The 17,179-nt window shown below is 59.4% G+C and carries 11 protein-coding genes; 9 read left to right on the forward strand and 2 right to left on the reverse strand.

Going from position 1 to position 17,179, the window contains the following annotated elements; all coding sequences use genetic code 11:
* Positions 1 to 178: 178 nt before the first annotated feature.
* From BLU11_RS16380 to BLU11_RS19335, 4 genes are read left to right on the forward strand one after another with little or no spacing between them, the layout of a single operon-like run.
* A complete protein-coding gene (locus BLU11_RS16380; RefSeq protein WP_090275223.1) occupies positions 179 to 2,260 on the forward strand; it encodes a type VI secretion system Vgr family protein in 2,082 nt (693 codons plus the stop codon).
* 2 nt (positions 2,261 to 2,262) lie between these two features.
* Entirely contained in the window at positions 2,263 to 3,000 is a 738-nt protein-coding gene (locus tag BLU11_RS16385; RefSeq protein ID WP_090275226.1) for a DUF4123 domain-containing protein, read from the forward strand.
* Positions 2,997 to 6,794, forward strand: coding sequence for a hypothetical protein (locus tag BLU11_RS16390; RefSeq protein WP_090275228.1), 3,798 nt, complete (start codon positions 2,997 to 2,999; stop codon positions 6,792 to 6,794). The genes BLU11_RS16385 and BLU11_RS16390 overlap by 4 nt, the downstream gene beginning before the upstream one ends.
* Complete coding sequence (locus tag BLU11_RS19335; protein WP_157718708.1) at positions 6,794 to 7,825, forward strand: hypothetical protein; 1,032 nt, start codon at positions 6,794 to 6,796, stop codon at positions 7,823 to 7,825. Before BLU11_RS16390 ends, BLU11_RS19335 begins: the two co-directional genes overlap by 1 nt.
* 263 nt (positions 7,826 to 8,088) lie before the next feature.
* Here BLU11_RS19335 and uvrD read toward each other — a convergent pair whose 3' ends face one another.
* Entirely contained in the window at positions 8,089 to 10,269 is a 2,181-nt protein-coding gene (gene uvrD / locus BLU11_RS16405; RefSeq protein WP_090275234.1) for a DNA helicase II, read from the reverse strand.
* 188 nt (positions 10,270 to 10,457) lie between these two features.
* Between uvrD and BLU11_RS16410 the strand changes: the two genes are divergently transcribed.
* Positions 10,458 to 13,283, forward strand: coding sequence for a putative bifunctional diguanylate cyclase/phosphodiesterase (locus BLU11_RS16410; protein WP_172828697.1), 2,826 nt, complete (start codon positions 10,458 to 10,460; stop codon positions 13,281 to 13,283).
* Positions 13,284 to 13,301: 18 nt separating this feature from the next.
* Here BLU11_RS16410 and zwf read toward each other — a convergent pair whose 3' ends face one another.
* On the reverse strand, positions 13,302 to 14,768 hold the full coding sequence (gene zwf / locus BLU11_RS16415) for a glucose-6-phosphate dehydrogenase (protein ID WP_269433212.1): 1,467 nt from the start codon (positions 14,766 to 14,768) through the stop codon (positions 13,302 to 13,304).
* 94 nt (positions 14,769 to 14,862) lie between these two features.
* Between zwf and hexR the strand changes: the two genes are divergently transcribed.
* From hexR to BLU11_RS19725, 4 genes are all read left to right on the forward strand, one after another.
* Positions 14,863 to 15,738 (forward strand): transcriptional regulator HexR, encoded by an 876-nt coding sequence (gene hexR / locus BLU11_RS16420; RefSeq protein ID WP_090275239.1) that lies wholly within the window; start codon positions 14,863 to 14,865, stop codon positions 15,736 to 15,738.
* Between the two features lie 4 nt (positions 15,739 to 15,742).
* A complete protein-coding gene (locus BLU11_RS16425) occupies positions 15,743 to 16,603 on the forward strand; it encodes a DUF2071 domain-containing protein (RefSeq protein ID WP_090275241.1) in 861 nt (286 codons plus the stop codon).
* A 38-nt stretch (positions 16,604 to 16,641) separates the two neighbouring features.
* Complete coding sequence (locus tag BLU11_RS16430) at positions 16,642 to 16,920, forward strand: peptidylprolyl isomerase (protein ID WP_090275243.1); 279 nt, start codon at positions 16,642 to 16,644, stop codon at positions 16,918 to 16,920.
* 121 nt (positions 16,921 to 17,041) lie between these two features.
* The gene (locus BLU11_RS19725; protein ID WP_269433213.1) at positions 17,042 to 17,167 is read left to right on the forward strand and encodes a hypothetical protein; all 126 of its coding nucleotides are present in this window, start codon (positions 17,042 to 17,044) and stop codon (positions 17,165 to 17,167) included.
* Positions 17,168 to 17,179: the final 12 nt, after the last annotated feature.

A 17,179-nucleotide genomic window follows, 5' to 3' on the forward strand; every position in this document is an offset into this window, starting at 1 on the left:
GAACAAACGTCCGATTCTACTGTTGAGTAAACTTTCTGGCTAGCGCGTTCAGACTCGTTGTCTCTGCCACTTTCCCTCAGCTTTGCAAACTGCTTCACAACCCAGCTTTCCCATGACGGCCTGCCTGTGCGGATTCTGATATAACCGCACCTTTGTTCGTCAGACGAAGGAACACAGGATGTTCGCCCCGGCCAATACCGCGCACTTCACGCTCGACATTCCCCGCCTCGACCACGACTTCAAGGTGCTGTCATTTCAAGGCACCGAAGCCATCAGCCAGCCCTACTGCTTCGAGCTGGACCTGGTCAGCGAACGTCCCGATCTGGATATCGAAAGCCTGCTGCACCAGCCGGTGTTTCTCAGTTATGCCGGCCCGGGCAAAGGCATACACGGTCTCATCCACAGCATCGCCCAGGGCGAATCCGGCAAACGCCTGACCCGCTACCGGGTCACCCTGGTGCCACGCCTGGCCTACCTGCAACACGCGACCAACCAGCGGATCTTCCAGCACAAGAGCGTGCCGCAGATCATCACCGAGGTACTCAAGGGCCACGGCATTTTCACTGACAGCTTCCGCTTCCAGCTGCGTGAAGAAGGTCCCGAGCGTATTTATTGCACCCAATACGGCGAAACCGACCTGCATTTCATCCAGCGCCTGTGTGAAGAAGAAGGCATCCACTACCACTTCCAGCACAGCCCAGACGGCCATCAACTGGTATTCGGTGAAGACCAGACCATTTTCCCCACACTGCCGCCCACCAAATTCAACCAGGGCAGCGGCATGGTCGCCGACGAGCCGGTCATCAAACGCTTCAACCTGCGCCTGCAAACCCGTCCCAGCCACGTCACCCGCCGCGACTACAACTTCGAGAAACCGCGGCTACTGATGGAAAGCGCAGCGCAAAGCGAAGCTATGCCCACCCTGGAAGACTACGTCTATCCAGGCCGCTTCCAGCACCGCGACCGAGGCACCCACCTCACCACCCGCACCCTGGAAACCCACCGTAGTGACTACCGTCTGGTCAATGGCGAAAGCGACCAGCCCTTGTTGATCAGCGGGCATTTTCTGGCGCTGACCGAGCACCTCCGTCAGGAGTGGAATGATCTCTGGCTACTGACCTCGGTAACTCACGAAGGCAAACAACCCCAGGTACTGGAAGAGTCCGTCACCAGTGATGCAAATCCAGAAGAGGGTTTTACCCAAGGCTACCGCAACACCTTCACCGCCACCCCCTGGGACGTGATCTTCCGCCCCCAAACCGTCCACAAAAAACAAACCATCGCCGGCAGCCAATCCGCCGTCATCACCGGCCCCGAAGGCGAAGAAATCCACTGCGACGAATACGGCCGCGTCAAAGTCCAGTTTCACTGGGACCGTCAAGGCCAGGCCGACGCCAAGACCAGCTGCTGGCTGAGAGTGGCCAGCAACTGGGCCGGCGACCGCTACGGCGGCATCGCCATTCCAAGAATAGGCATGGAAGTCCTAGTCTCCTTCCTCGAAGGCGACCCCGACCAACCGCTGATCACCGGCTGCCTGTACCACAAGACCCACCAGGTCCCGTACAGCCTGCCCGAACACAAAAATCGCAGCGTATTCAAAACCTTGAGCAGCCCTGGCGGCAACGGCTTCAACGAACTGCGTATCGACGACAAGGCCGGTGAAGAGCAGATATTCATCCACGCCCAGCGCGACTGGGACCAGAACATCCAGCACGACCAAACCATGCGCGTCGGCAACGAACGCCACGACCACGTCGAGGCCAACAGCTACACCGAACTGCTGGCCGAAGAACACCACACCACCCACGTCGACCGCAAAACCGAGATCAAAGCCGACGATCACCTGACCGTCGCCAATAACCAGCACGTCAAGATCGGCACCGGCCAGTTCATCGAAGCAGGTAACGAAATCCACTACTACGCCGGCAATAAGCTGGTTATCGACGCCGGCATGGAGCTGACCGCCAAGGCCGACGGCAGCTTCGTCAAGCTCGACCCCAGCGGCGTCACCCTGGTCGGCCCAAGCGTCAGAATCAACTCCGGCGGCAGTGCAGGCTCGGGCAGCGGCGCGGCGCCTGTGTTGCCGGGTGAGACGCTGGCGGCGGACAGCGATATGCCGGGCGGCCTGTTGGCGTTCATGCTCAAACAGGCACTTCTGAATAACACGCCTTTCGTTGAACTCTGCCAGAAGCCCAAAGGCGGCACACCTGCGCAGTGTCCTCTGGCAGCCTGTCCGTGCCGCAAGGGAGGCCTGGCTTAGTCATGAGCTATCAACGCATGCCGCAGTTCCCATCCCTGCAAGGCCACACCTACTGGCTGGCTGAACCACAAAAGGGCTTGCTGGAAACTCTCTACGAGTTCGAGCCAGATCCTGACCCCATGCCGCTTTTTACGGATACATCCTTTGCTGCCCAGGCAAGCCTGTCGCCTCTGCTGTTCACTTTGTCAGCTACAGACGGACTGGCCGCGCAACTGGCGAAGGATCCGAAAAAACTCACCGGCCTACTGATAACCACGCGCGAATCACGCACCCGGTTATTGCAACAGCTACGCAGCCTGTTGGAAGCCCGTTTCCTGCAGAGGCGTAAAGCCTTATTGCGCTATTACGACCCCCGGGTCGCCAGTTACCTGCTGCCCACGTGCACCGGAGCGTTGCAAGCCCGATGGCTTGGTCCCATTACCGATATTGCCTGGTATGGCGGAACCTGGGCCGACGAGTTTGCCGATGGCCAACAGTGGCATCGGCTCAGGCACATGGAGCAACCCGATGCAAAAGCATCTCCTGTGCCGCTTGCACTGAATGATGCCCAGCTGCAACGGCTGGTAGATCAAGGCTACGAACATTTTGCCTGGCGCTGGCTTGTCAGCCACAAGGGTTATGAAATGACGCAGGTGCTCGACTGGATCGAAGCCGGCATGGCGGCCGGACATACTCAACACACATCGCTGAACGCCTGGCTGGATAGCCAGACAATGATGCAAGGAGCGCAACAAGGATGAGCGGCAATGTCTGCATTCTCGACAGCGGCCCGGCCTGCGAGCCGGATAAGTTAATCGTTGAAATCATCGGCAAACAACATCCCGAAACTCAAAGACTGCTGATCTGCGACGCAAACGGACAGCCTCTTGACGGCGTCACTGCCGCCGCAGAAGAGGAAGAGATCTCAGGCGCGGGTGTGTCCAGTCTGCTGAAGATATGGGACTGGGAAGAGCAGCCGGGCGAGTCTCTGCACCTGGAAATTGCCAGCCAATCCGGCCCGCCCATACGCCTGCCCTTGCTTACCGACCTGCGCGCCACCCCCCGCCAGGTCGAAGCCCAACTCAACCAGATTGTGCCTGTCGTACCCTGCACAGCCTTGCCGAGCATCACACAACAAGATCATTCCGGCATACCGGTACTGGCCCGCAGTGGCTACATATACGTATTTGCCTGGGGCAAACTCTGGCGCGAGCTCGAAATGCGCTTTACCGAGCAAGGCACGCGTTATTTTGATATCGATGTTGCAGCCTTTCGCGATGAACAGGGCTTTGTCGAGGGTAAGCGTACAGCCACCGGGGCAGCACTTGAGGATATATGGCTGCCATCGCAATGGAATGGCCGCTGGGCTGGATCGCTGGACCTGATGTTTTCAGAGATACAACTGAGCGCAGCTCGACTGCAACACTATGAGCGCCATGAGAACTATCTTTCTCCCCGCGTGAGCATGCCCCGGCTTCTGGTAACCGAAGCAACGTGGCAGCAGCACTGGTCCGACGCCCCGTCCGGCCTGGCAATGCTCGAAGCATTACAGAAGGGTCGTGATACTCCCAGCGGATCTGCCGGAGCAGCGCGCTTCCGAATGGCCTCCAATGTCTTTCCGGTAAGCCTATGCGCGCCCCAGCGGCAGCGCCAGCCGGGCCACGAATGGCTGCTCGATCAGCCGGCACGAATGCTCTGCGATTTAACGGGCACCTATCCGGAACAGGCTTTGGCAAGCACTCACCAGGCCACTGAATCCTGGCGAACCGGGGTCGCCAGCGACCCGCCGGCCGAGTTCGAGTCCGAAGCCTGGCGCAGCTGCTATCACGGCTGCGAGGCCGACGCACTCACCGTATGGCAAGCCCAGGACGCCCAGCCCGACGCCCTGCAATCAGTACGCGACCGTCAGTTGTATGCGGTGCTGCTACCCGACCCCATGTACCGTTTGCGCCACCTGCATGCACGCATCGGCAGCCTGCAAACCTTACTGAGGTACTGCACCCAGTTGGCCATGGAACACAGCCACCATGCCAGCGCCCTGCTGCTGCAGAATGTGGCGGTGCCCTCCCGTATCGGCGGCCACCGCAACCCGCTGGCCGACAGCATAAGAAATAAGCTGAGCGAGGCTGGCAAGCGCGAAATCAACATTGCCACAGCAGCCGTCGAACGTGCCAATGCCTGGAAGCTTCTGGAAAGCGCCCAGCTTGCACTGGCCAACACGTTGGAGCTGAAGCAATCCCAGCAATGCATGGGCGATCACCTGAGCCAGGATGCCTTTGAATATGCCGCCTCCATGCTCTTTGCGGTTCAGCTCATGGCCTCCATCGCCTCGTCGCCAGCCCAGATCGATCCCCTGGCCATCAAGGGCGACATCCATGACGCCGTAAGCGGCTTTCACCTGCACCGTCCGGGTCGCAACCCGGGCCAGCAACTGCTGACCGACATCGTCAACCGGGAAAGCCACCCCCTGCACACAATGCTCTGGCCTGCGGTCAGATATGACGAGCTCTTTGCTGAGTACAGAAAGCCAGCAGAGGCCGAGCCCAATAACGGTGATGCCCGTTTCCGGGCAACCGCGCTGGCCCGCCTGGAAGACATGGATGCACCAGACAGCGAAAGCGACACCCTGGATGGCGTAACCCTGGCGGCATTGATGGAGAGCGGCACCTTGCAGGACAGCTTTACCGCCCATGCCTCCTTCAAGGCCGGCATGGCGGTGCTGTCAAAGATCAATGAGATCTTGAGCAGCTCAATCAAAGCCGCCGAGAACCAAGCCGCCAATATTCGCCAGCAGCGCGATGGCAGCAACCAGAGGGTTGCGGCCGACCGCGCCGCACTGGAGCAAGCCACCGCAGCCAGGGTCAAGCTGCACGGCATGACCGCAGAACACCTACGGCAAACCATGCCTCGGGCGTTTGCCGGCGCGCTGTTTATCGACGCAGGTAACAGCAGCGGCAATCAGCGCTACCTGTTCGGCCTGGAAGATCTGCCTGAAGTCGACCCCCAGGCCGCCAGAGAAAGACTGTATGGCAAATATCTGGACGGTGCCGGCAATCGACTGGCTACCACCAATGGCCACTCGGCACGGCGCTCGGGTCAGCCGATAGTGCCGGAATCAGGCGTCTACTTTGCCATTCCCCGCAACAGCGACACCGCACGCATACTGAGCAACCTCAATCAGGCCCACAACCAGGAAGCACTGGCTGGCTCGACATTACTCGCCTCGCGGGCGAATGCGGAACAGCTGGGTTGGGCCTCGCAGCGGGCTACAGAAAGCGCGCAACGAGCGCAGGAAGGCCGGGTACATAGAGCCTTGAATAGCAGACCTTTCTCTGCCGCTATTTTGATGATGGAGATGTGGAATGTGCAGGTGGCGATGGCAGAGGCGGAGAAAGTCATTCGTGAAAGAGGAGATATCCGATTTATCGCTGGATATGCTGGGGTCGGACTTGACGCCGTTATAGCCCTTGAGGTCTTGTTACGCAAGGTCGCGGGCAACCAAACCATCCTTGGCAGAACCGCTAACAAAGCCTTTTTTGAAATCTCTGATGATTTCGCTAAAAAATTCCTCGGTTCTCGCATAGCGGAAAATATCGTCAAGGCTGTGACTGTAAGAATCGCCGCCCAGATTGTTGCAGGTACTATTTTTGCCGGTCTCAGCGTATCCGATGCCATCCATTCCGCCCAATGGTCCGACAATGCCGTCTGGGGTCATTCCATGATGGCCGTTGGCGGCATAATCGGTGCCGCTGCCCCTCTGTTTACCGGCTCGGCGCTCTTTGGGCCGATGGGCGTTATCGCGGTAACCCTGATCATCGGCGGTGCCATACTCGTCGCACACCTGAGCAATACGTCCTTTGAAGACTGGCTGGCCGGTAGCATCTTCAATCAGGAAGGCGGCTTTAGCGACACACGCAGTGTGCCAGGACAGCGGGTGCCCGAGACAGATTCCAGCGCAAGCCATCTGAAAGCCTCTGATGAGGCGTTCTACCGGCTGGTAGGCTTGCTAACCGGCGTCACCATCCAGATAGCAGATAACCCGGACTACGACCCCCGCGTGCTGAATGATGGCTCCCGCTCTGAGACAGTGCTCCGGAAAAGAGCCAATACACTGATCACCGTCCGCTCCAACGTGAACGGCATGATGTCAGCACTGGATAGTGCAGACAGTATTGTCAGATGTCTGCTGGTACGTAATGAAGTTCATCAGTCAGGCTCTCTCAACATTGAGCGTAATATACGGAGGGACCAACCGGATCGCAGTACACCTTTGTTGCAACACATCACCTCTGATGCCTGGGTGCTTTATGTCAATACGCCCGTCAACCCACCGCAAATCCACGCCTTTCATAAGCCTGACAACTACCATTGGGAAGTACGGGCGCAATTCAGATTTCAGGACCCGCAAAACAACAGAACCTGGATCTTTCCAGCACCGGGCCCCAAGGTCGAGCTAACAGGCGCCGCACGCAAAACAGAACCTGATTTCCAACGGATCAATCAACCACTGTGGGCCGATCAGGAAACCCATGCCGCCAAGGGAGCCGCCGGCTGATGACTTTATCCCGCTACGCCACGACAGCCTATTCACCCGCCGCCCTGAAACGCCAGCCTTCAGGAAGACCCCGTTCAGGATTGAAGCGCCTAACGGGGCAACGCCTGCCCTGGGGTAATACCCAAGAAGTAGTGCCAGATATCTTTATGACACCGACGCCAGAAAGCCTGAGGTTGTGGGAGAAGGCTGCGAAAGAAAAGGCGGAGCAACAGGCTAAAGGCACCTATAAGCCAGCTCCTATGGAGCATATAGACTTTCACGATCGGTGTGATCATGAGCATTATCGACATGCTCCTTGGGCGGCTAGGGCGCAGTTCTGGATATATGTGGCTTCTTTAGGAAAGAGCGGGGTTTTTATTGTCGTCGTGCTTACAATAATTGTGCAATTAATGCTCAGCGCAACACCCACAGCGAGCGCCCCAAGTGCTTTCAGGGCCGCAACGATTATGTTTCTTTATTTTCTGCTCCCATGTCTTTTAGCTTGGGCCCTCGGCTCTCTGGTCATCCACAAATTCCCCCGCCTCTGGGTCAAACCCGGCAAAGGCCCCAAATGGGAACTCAACCGCCGCACCGGCATGGTGACCGTATTCAAGTACCGCCACGGTGAAGCAACCGAACACTGCTTCCCGTTCCATGAGTTCGATGCCTATATCAACACCGCCACCGACCGTCAGGGCCTGCCCATGAACATCCTCAGCCTGGAGCACCGCTACTCGGATATTCACATCCGCTTCGGCGACCTCCAACCACCGGGTCCGACCGTCAGCCAACCCTTTGCGCTCTGGGACTTTATTCAGAACTACATGGACATCAGCCATCCGCTGCCCGATGCGCCGCTGTTTGAAGAACACCGCCACAAGGATCCCACCACGGTAGAGCACGATAAAGCCACCGGGCGTAACCCCCGCTACTGGATAGACATGAGCGACGAGACCTTTAAACAGATCAAGCACGAGATGTTGGGTCAGGTCGACAGGATCAACACCCAGACCCGACCGAATCTGATGGCCCAGTTTGTGGAATATCAGTGAATGAATGACCCTACTCGCGCGGATGCAATACTTTGGACAACTTCTGATGAGACGCAATGCAGTCTACATGAACAGAAAAACAACCGAACCCGGCTCTTTCCAGTACCGGACCCCAAGGTCGAGCTAACAGACGCCGCACGCAAAACAGAACCTGATTTCAAACGCACCAACCGTCTACTGTGGGCCGACCAGGAAACCCCTGCTGGCGACACCGGGACGTTTCTGCACTTCTCAGGCTTAAAAGGAGCTGCCGCACCAAGCGTTCAGATCGCTTCCAACTTCGCATACGCCACCATCAACCACTTGCTGCCTTCATCATCGAAGTTCACCTGAATCCGCGCTTGGGCGCCGTTGCCTTCGTAGTTCAGCACCACGCCCTCGCCGAACAACGAGTGCATGACCCGCTGGCCCAGGGCAAAGCCGGTGCTTTCGGTAGCTTCCTGGGTGAACATGCTGCCCTTGCCCTTGGCGGGGCCGAAGGGGCGACTGACCTGGTTACCCAGGCGCACCTCACGAATGAGTTCGGCGGGAATTTCCCGGACGAAGCGCGAGACCTTGTTGAAGGTTTCGCTGCCGTACAGGCGGCGGGTTTCGGCCCAGGTGATGATCAGCTGCTGCATGGCACGGGTGATGCCGACGTAAGCCAGGCGACGCTCTTCTTCCAGGCGACCGGGCTCTTCCAGGCTCATCTTGTGCGGGAACAGGCCCTCTTCCACGCCGGCCAGGAATACCAAGGGGAATTCCAGCCCCTTGGCGCTGTGCAAGGTCATCAGCTGGACGCTGTCTTCAAATCGATCAGCCTGGGTTTCACCGGCTTCCAGCGAGGCGTGGGCGAGGAAGGCCAATAAGGTATCGCCCTCCTCGTCCTCGTCGGCCATCTCATTTTCGAAGGCGCGGGCGGCGGAGACCAACTCTTCCAGGTTTTCCACGCGGGCCTGGGCTTTCTCGCCCTTTTCCTTCTCATGGAAGGCCAGCAGGCCGCTGTGCTCGATGGTCTGCTGGGCCATGCTGTACAACGGCACACCCTCCACTCGCTCAGTCAGTTGTTCGATCAACTGCATGAAGGTCTGCACTGCATTGGCAGCGCGGCCCGGCAGGCCCTTGTTATCGAGCAGATCGCAGCCGGCCTGCCATAGCGACACATCCTGCTGGCGGGCATGCTGGCGCAGCACTTCCACGGTCTTGTCGCCGATGCCCCGGGTGGGGATGTTGATGATGCGCTCGAGCGCGCCGTCATCGCCGCGGTTGGCGATCAACCGCATATAGGCCATGGCGTTCTTGATTTCGGCACGTTCGAAGAAGCGCTGACCACCATAGATGCGATAGGGAATCGCCGCGCGCAGCAGAGCCTCTTCCAACACCCGTGATTGGGCGTTGGAGCGGTACAGAATGGCGATTTCGCTGCGCGCCATGCCCTCACTTACCGCCTCGCTGATGCGATCAACGATGAAGCGCGCTTCATCCTGCTCGTTGAAACCAGCGTATAGCGAAACCGGCTCGCCATCCTTGTCATCGGTCCACAGCTCCTTACCCATGCGCCCCGCGTTGTTGGTGATCAGCGCGTTGGCGGCCTTGAGGATGGTCGCGGTGGAACGGTAATTCTGCTCCAGGCGGATCAGCTCGGCGGCCGGGTAATCCTGCTGGAACTGCTGGATGTTCTCGATGCGCGCGCCGCGCCAGCCGTAGATCGACTGGTCGTCATCACCGACCACCATCAGGCTGGGATTGTTGCCGGCAATCAGCCGCAACCAGGCGTATTGCACCGCATTGGTATCCTGGAACTCGTCGACCAGCATGTGCTTGAACCGCGCCTGGTACTGCTCGCGCAGGGGCTGGTTGTCACGCCACAATTCCAGGGAGCGCAGCAGCAGTTCGGCGAAATCAACCACGCCGGCGCGGGCACAGGCTTGTTCGTAGGCCGTATAGATTCGCAACATGGTGGTCAGAAACAGATCACCAGCGGCCTGAATGTGCTGCGGGCGCAGGCCTTCGTCCTTCTGGCCATTGATCCACCATTGCGCCTGACGTGGCGCCCACTGGTTTTCGTCCAGCCCCAGTTCGCGGACCACCCGTTTGACCAGCCGCAGCTGATCATCGCTGTCGAGGATCTGGAACTGTTCGGCCAATCCAGCTTCGCGCCAGTGCGCGCGCAGCAGCCGGTGCGCCAGACCATGGAAGGTGCCGACCCACATACCTTGTGGCGAGATGCCCAGCAGCTGCTCGATGCGCTGACGCATCTCGGCAGCGGCCTTGTTGGTAAAGGTGACGGACAGAATGCTCCAGGGCGAGGCTTTTTCCACCTCTACCAGCCAGGCGATGCGATGCACCAGCACCCGGGTCTTGCCGGAGCCGGCACCCGCCAGCACCAGCTGCTGACCGGTGGATGCAGTGACGGCCTGGCGCTGGGCGTCGTTGAGCGAATTGATCAAGTGAGAGATATCCATCGCGGCATTCTACCGCGCCGGCGCCAGCGCCGGAAGGAAGACTGCCGGCGAAGCGGGTCAACCATCCGATTTGTATCAGCCGGGACTGTGCCGGATCGGCGCGCTGGTGTATGGTTTGCCGATGGATTGCAGTCACATGGAAGCGTCATGACAGTAGACTCGAGCCGGCGCACAGGGTGTGCGCCCGCATGACCAACAGTGAAAAGAGTATCGATGCCGCGACTATCCGGCAGCGGCTACACCAGCTCGATCTCCTCTTCGAGTATTCCCGGCTGCCGCAATGGCTGGTCATGCTGGCTGCCTGCGTGGTCACTGTCCTGGTCTGGGAGCATGCGTCGCAGACGCTGGCATTGAGCTGGCTGGTGCTGGTCTGCCTGCTGACCCTGCTGCGTATTCGTCTGGCCCGCTGTTACCAGCGCAGCCCACCCGAGCAGCGCTTGCGTCCGCGCTGGCCTGCGTTGTTCTACATCGGTAATGTCGTGTCCGGGCTGGCCATGGGTCTGGTGCATGTATTGCTGGTGCCGGTGGACACTTTCAACCTGCAGGCTGGCGCCTATGCTGTTACCACGGGTGTGATTCTCTGTGTCAGCATCATCTATGCACACCGCTTCAGCGCATTTCTGACCTTCGCCTTGCCCAGTTGGCTGCCGCCCACGCTGTTTCTACTGGCCCAGGACGACCCTTCCAGCCCGTATTGGGGTTTGATGGGTATCACATTGTTTTCCTGCATGTTGCTGGCAGCGGCCTTTATCAACCGCTCTGCCAGCCATACCCTGCAAAGCAATATTCGCAACGAAGCTCTGCTCTACCGGCTGGATGAGGCACGCCAACAGGCCGAATCATTGAATATCCAGTTGACCCGTGAGATCCAGCACCGCCGCCAGGCCGAACAGCAGTTGCGCGAGAGTCACGAGGCGCTGGAGCATCGTGTCGTCCAGCGCACCACCGAACTGCAGCAGACCCAGGCGCGTCTGAGCATGGCACTGGAAGCCAGCGCACTGGGATTATGGGACTGGGATCTGCGCTCCGATGAGGTACACCATTCCCACCTCAAGGAAATCTTCGGACTGACCGACACTCGCCTGACCATGCACGGCAGCCTAAAGCCACGCGTGCACCCGGAAGATGTCGCGCGCGTGCGTGACGCCATGATCAGCCACTTCAAGCACGCCACGCCATACTGCGTGGAGTACCGGGTGAAGCATCAGGACGGACATTGGGTGTGGGTCGAGGATAACGGCCGCGCGGTCGAGCGGGACGGCGCTAGACGTACCTTGCGCATGATCGGCACCCGCCGCGACATCACTACGCGGCGCCACCGGCATGAACAGGAGCGGTTGGCCGCAACGGTGTTCGAGGCCACCTCCGATGGCATCTTCATTCTGGACCCAGAGCGTCGGATATTGGCGGTGAACCAGGCCTTCAGTGTCATTACCGGCTACCCTGCCCGCGACGTGGTAGGTGAAGTGATGCCTTCTACCAGCAACGACCCGGACACCCTTGCCGCCTACTCGCGCATGCGTACAGCGCTGCTCAGTCATGATCGCTGGGAAGGTGAAATACAGGAACAGCGGCGCAGCGGCGAGCGTTACCCGCAGTGGCTGCAGCTGACAGTGGTACGCAACCAGGTCGGCGAAATTACCCACTATGTGGGTTTCTTCGCTGATCGCACTATCAGCCGGCAGACCGAGGAACAGCTGCGTTACCTGACCGATCACGACCCGCTGACGCATCTGGCCAACCGCAGTCTGTTTACCCGCAAGCTGGGCGAGGCTATCGGTCAAACACGCGCTCAGGGCAATAGCCTGGCGCTGCTGCATATTGATCTGGATCGTTTCAAGAATATCAATGACACGCTGGGCCATGTGCAGGCCGACGCCCTGCTGCGCGAGATGGCCGACCGGCTGAATACCCTGCTGCCGAATGCCTTCATTCTGGCGCGACTGGGCGCCGATGAGTTCGTGGTCGTCAAGCAGAACATGCCAATGCCGGCGCTGGCCGAGCTGGCCAGCCGGCTGCTGCAGACATTCGGTGAACCGGTCCGGATTGGCGACACGGAACTGATTGTTTCCGCGTCCATCGGCATCAGCCAATTTCCCGCGGAGGCGCGTAGCAGCCTGCAGCTGATCAATCAGGCTAGTCAAGCCATGCAACATGCCAAGCATCTGGGTGGCAGCTGTTTCCAGTTCTATTCCGCCGAGTTGCCAGCGCGTAATACCGATCGCCTGCGCCTGGAAAATGAGCTGCGCAAGGCGATTGCCGAAGGACAGCTGCAGATCCACTATCAGCCCAAACTGCACTTGGCATCGGGCACCATCGGTAGCGCCGAGGCGCTGGTTCGTTGGCAGCACCCGACCCGCGGCATGCTGCTGCCGGGAGAATTCATCACCATCGCCGAGGAAACCGGACTGATTCTGACCCTGGGCGAACAGGTTCTGCGGCTGGCCTGTGTGCAGGCCAGCCAATGGTTGCATAAGGGGCCAATGGCCGTGCGGGTGGCGGTGAACATGTCGGTACAGCAGCTGCGCCAACCGCAGCTGGCCACCCAGGTTGAAGACGTTCTGCGCACTACCGGGTTGCCAGCCAGCCTGCTGGAACTGGAGCTCACCGAGAGCATGCTGCTGGAGCACAGCGATACCGTGGAAGCTAATATCGCTGCGTTGCAAAAACTGGGGGTGGAGCTGTCCGTGGACGACTTCGGTACCGGCTATTCTTCGCTGGCCTACCTCAAGCGCTTTCCGATCCACAGCCTGAAAATCGACCGCACCTTTATCAACGAACTGGATGAGCAACCCCGCGATGCCGCTATCGTGCGCGCCATCATTGCCATGGCCCACAGCATGAATCTGCGCGTGGTGGCCGAAGGAGTGGAGCAGCAAAGCCAGCTGAGCTTTCTGCGCAACCAGGGCTGTGACGAAGTGCAGGGTTTCCTGATCAGCAAGCCGGTTTCTGCTTCGGCATTTACCCGGCTGTTGGAGTCACGGCTTTACAGCAGCGCCACAGAGGCGCCCTAGGCTCTGTACGAAAAGTGCCTAGCGCTCATCAAACCAGACATGCCCATTGCGCTCCAACAGACTGTCTGCCGCTTCCGGGCCCCAGCCGCCGGCAGCATAGCGTTTCGGCGAGCGGTAGACCTCGCGCCAGCCACGAATGATCGGATCGACCCAGCGCCAGGCGGCTTCGATTTCATCGCGGCGCATGAACAGCGTGGCGTCGCCCTGAATCACATCCAGCAGTAACCGCTCATAAGCGTCCCAGCGGCGACGCTTGAAGGCTTCGTCAAAATGCAGATCCAGATCCACTTCCTGCAGCGCCATGCCGCGCCCCGGTGACTTGGCCATCAACGACAGGCTGATGCTCTCATCAGGTTGCAGACGAATCACCAGGCGGTTGCCGACCGGCGTGTCATTACCCGGGAACAGACGATGCGGGACGGATTTGAACTGGACGATGATTTCCGACTTGCGCTGGGCCAGGGATTTGCCGGTACGCAGATAGAAAGGCACACCGGCCCATCGCCAGTTGTCGATTTCAGCCTTGAGCGCGACGTAGGTTTCGGTATTGCTGTCGTGGTCGACACTTTTCTCGAAGTAATAGGCCGGCAGCGCTTCCCCGGCTCGCTTGCCCTTGGAATATTGCCCGCGTACGGTCTGGTCCTGCACATCCATGCCGGTGATCGGCCGCAGCGCTTCAAGGATCTTGAGCTTTTCGTTACGTACGGCTTCGGGCTCGAAATGCACCGGGGCTTCCATGGCCACCAGACACAGCAGCTGCAGCAGATGATTCTGCAGCATGTCGCGCATGGCGCCGGCGTGATCATAATAGGCACCGCGGTTTTCCACCCCGACCGTTTCCAGCACGCTGATCTGTACATGGTCGATATGGCCATTGCGCCACAGCGGCTCGAACAGCGCATTACCAAAGCGCAGCGCCAACAGATTCTGTACCGCCTCCTTGCCGAGAAAGTGATCGATGCGGAATACCCGAGACTCGTCGAATACCCGACCGATCCGGTCATTGATATCGTTGGCAGTTTTCAGGCTGTCGCCCAAGGGTTTTTCCAGCACGATACGCGCTTCGTCATTCACCAGCCCGGCCGACTCCAGATGCAGTGCCGTCGGGGCAAACAGATCGGGCAGTGTAGCCAGATAGAACACCCGCACCCGGCCGGGCCGGTCACCCAGGTGCCGGGCCAGGCGGGCAAATTCCACACGCTGGCTGATATCCAACGTCATGTAATCAAGGCGGTCGGCAAAACCGGACCACGCCTGCTCGTTAAAGTCGGCCTTGGCCACATGCTGGCTGACATGCCGATGCACCAGCTTGCGATAGCTGTCGCCATCATGCCGGGCACGGGCGAGCGATAGAATGCGAGTATCCGGGTGCAGATGGCGATCGCGGTGCAGATAGAACAGGGCTGGCAGCAACTTGCGCATGGCCAGGTCCCCGGTACCGCCGAATACCACGATATCGCAGGCTTTACCGTATCGTGCTGACACTTATTATTCTCCTCGGAAAAGCGGCCGGGAGGATTTTGTAGTATAACTACAAGAATTCGCCTCCCCCGATACCGCAGATTAGCATGAAGCCCACGTGAACTTGCTCCAACATATTGCCGCCAACCGCCAGATTCTCCGCAAGTCGGAGCTGAAGGTTGCCGACCATGTTCTCACCAACGCCGCTCAGGTGATGCACTCTTCCATGGCCGATCTGGCGCGCGAAGTCGGCGTCAGCGAGCCCACCATAGTGCGCTTCTGCCGGGCCATCGGCTGCGGCGGGTTCCAGGACCTGAAACTCAAGCTGGCGCAGAGCCTGGCGGCGGGTGCCAGCTTCGGACAGTTCTCGATCAATGAAGAGGATAGCGTCGACGAGCTGTCACACAAGATCTTCGATACCACCCTGGCCACGCTGATGGATGTACGCGAACGCCTGGATGCCGATGCCATGGAGCAGGCCATTCTGGCCATGGCCGAAGCCCGTCGGGTGGAGTTCTACGGCTTCGGTGCTTCCGGCGCGGTGGCCAGTGATGCACAGCACAAGTTCTTCCGCCTGCAGGTGTCTACTGCGGCCTATTCCGATCCGCACATGCAGGCGATGTCCGCGGTGACTCTGGGCCCGTACGATGTGGCCGTGGCCATTTCCCAGACCGGACGTACCAAGGATCTGCTGCATTCCGCCGCCCTGGTGGTGGAAACCGGCGCCACGCTGATCAGCCTGTGCCCGAGTAACACGCCCCTGGCCGACCTGGGTCAGATTCACATCCCCATTGATGTCACTGAAGACACCGATATCTACACGCCGCTGTCATCGCGTATCGCCCATCTGGTGGTGATTGATGTATTGGCCATGGGCATGGCCATGCGCCGCGGCCCGGAGCTGGTCAATCATCTGAAGAGCGTAAAGCGGAGCCTGCGCGGATTACGGTTGTCCAACAAAAGCACTCAACGGAACACAGACACACAGGATTGAGCCGATGCGCAATGTCACTCGCGGCCCGGACCCTGCGGAGTATAATGCCGCTCCTGTGGCTTCCCGGCCATGGCAGACGTTGCGCTTCAAGGATCATCTGGTCCCCCGGCCTCCGGTGTCGGGCATCAACGCCCGCTGTCGTCTGCAGCATTTCGCTATTGTCAGTTACCTTGTCGACACCGACCAGCTGCGGCGGCTGGTCCCGCCCCGTTTCATGCTCGACAGCGTCACCATCGATGGCCAGGAACGCGGGCTGGTCTCCGCCGTACCCTTCGTCAATGTCGACTTCACCCTGGCAGCCTATCCCTTTCCTCGCCTGCGGATGGGCCAGACCGACTATCGCGCATATATAATCGACCGCCTGACCGGAGAGCGTGCCGTCTGGTTCTTTGGGACCACGCTGGATTCCTGGGCGCTGCCACTCCCCCGCCACCTCTGGCAGCAACCCTGGCACAGTGGCCGGCTGCGCTTCGACTGTCAGCTCGACGCCAGCGGCAGCCGTTATCAACGTTACCATCTACATACCGCTTCCGCGGGTGCCAGCGTCGAACTCAGCCTGACCCAGCAAAATGCGCCACCAGCCCGTTACCCGGGCTTTCCCGATGAGGAAACCGCACGGGTCTGTCTGACCCATCCCCTGGTGGGCTTTTTTCATCGTCGCCGGGACGGGCATCTGGGCGCCTATCGGGTATGGCACGATCAACTGCGGGTCGAGCCAGGCCATCTGCTGAACGCACGCTTCGAGCTGTTTGCGCGCATGGGTCTGGTATCCATCGCCGAGCAGCAGTATCCACATAGTGTATGGATGCAGCCGATCAATGATTTCACCGTGTATTTGCCGCCGACCCGCCTCGAGCCCGAGTGAGGCATAATGGTCGCCTTGTTTTTCATCAGGAACGTCACATGCCCGTCGCCATGGCCCGCCACATTCTGGTCAAGACCGAAGCCGAAGCCGCTCAGCTGAAACAACGCATCACCGCCGGTGAGGCGTTCGATGTGCTGGCCAGGAAATACTCCACCTGCCCATCAAAAAAACGCGGCGGTGATCTCGGCGAAGTGCGCCCCGGACAGATGGTTCGGGCGGTTGACCAGATCATCTTCAAGAAACCACTGAAAGTCGTGCATGGTCCGGTGAAAACCCAGTTCGGCTGGCATCTGGTCCAGGTTTTCTATCGCGACTGAGCGGCGAATCACACTTTACTTGCCAACCATGCATCTCTCGCTGCAAAACCCGTAATACCGACTATCCTTGTAGGGACATTCCAATAATGACCCAGCACGGCAACGCATTTCGGGGGACAGCATGCAATTGAAAGATCTCTACAAACCCGTCCGCATCGCGAGTTTCGTGGTCCTCGCGCTGATGGTGGTGTCCGCTCTGTATGCCTTCACCATGACAGTCCTTCATTGGACCGGAATCAATGTCTGACGGGGAGCGACC

The sequence above is a fragment of the Halopseudomonas litoralis genome (assembly GCF_900105005.1).
Classification (GTDB): domain Bacteria; phylum Pseudomonadota; class Gammaproteobacteria; order Pseudomonadales; family Pseudomonadaceae; genus Halopseudomonas; species Halopseudomonas litoralis.